This window comes from Cryptosporangium japonicum (assembly GCF_039524755.1).
GTDB classification, from domain to species: Bacteria; Actinomycetota; Actinomycetes; order Mycobacteriales; family Cryptosporangiaceae; genus Cryptosporangium; species Cryptosporangium japonicum.
Window position 1 is genome coordinate 1 of the sequence record NZ_BAAAGX010000038.1, and the last position, 610, is coordinate 610.

General features: G+C 67.7%; 1 protein-coding gene. It reads right to left on the minus strand.

Annotation, left to right across the window (positions count from 1 at the left end; all coding sequences use genetic code 11):
- Positions 1-610: HAMP domain-containing protein (locus tag ABD437_RS38890; protein ID WP_344654002.1), on the minus strand; the 610-nt coding region annotated here is incomplete at both ends.

The window sequence follows — 610 nt, forward strand, 5'->3', positions numbered from 1 at the left end:
GAGCTGATCGACCATCGTGTTGACGGTGTTCTTCAGCTCGAGGATCTCGCCCTGGGCGTCGACGGTGATCTTCTGCCCCAGGTCACCCTTCGCGACCGCGGTGGTGACCTGGGCGATGTTGCGGACCTGACTGGTCAGGTTGCCCGCCATCGAGTTCACGTTGTCGGTGAGCTCACGCCAGGTGCCGGAGACGCCGCGCACCTGGGCCTGGCCGCCGAGCTTGCCGTCGGTGCCCACCTCGCGGGCCACCCGGGTGACCTCGTCGGCGAACGAGCCCAGCTGGTCCACCATCGTGTTGACGGTGTTCTTGAGCTCCAGGATCTCGCCCTGGGCGTCGACGGTGATCTTCTGGGTCAGGTCGCCCTTCGCGACGGCCGTGGTGACCGACGCGATGTTGCGGACCTGGCCGGTGAGGTTGCCGGCCAGCTGGTTCACGTTGTCGGTCAGTTCCTGCCAGGTGCCGGAGACACCGCGGACCTGGGCCTGGCCGCCGAGCTTGCCGTCGGTGCCCACCTCGCGGGCGACCCGCGTCACCTCGTCGGCGAACGACGAGAGCTGGTCGACCATCGTGTTGACGGTGTTCTTCAGCTCGAGGATCTCGCCACGGGCG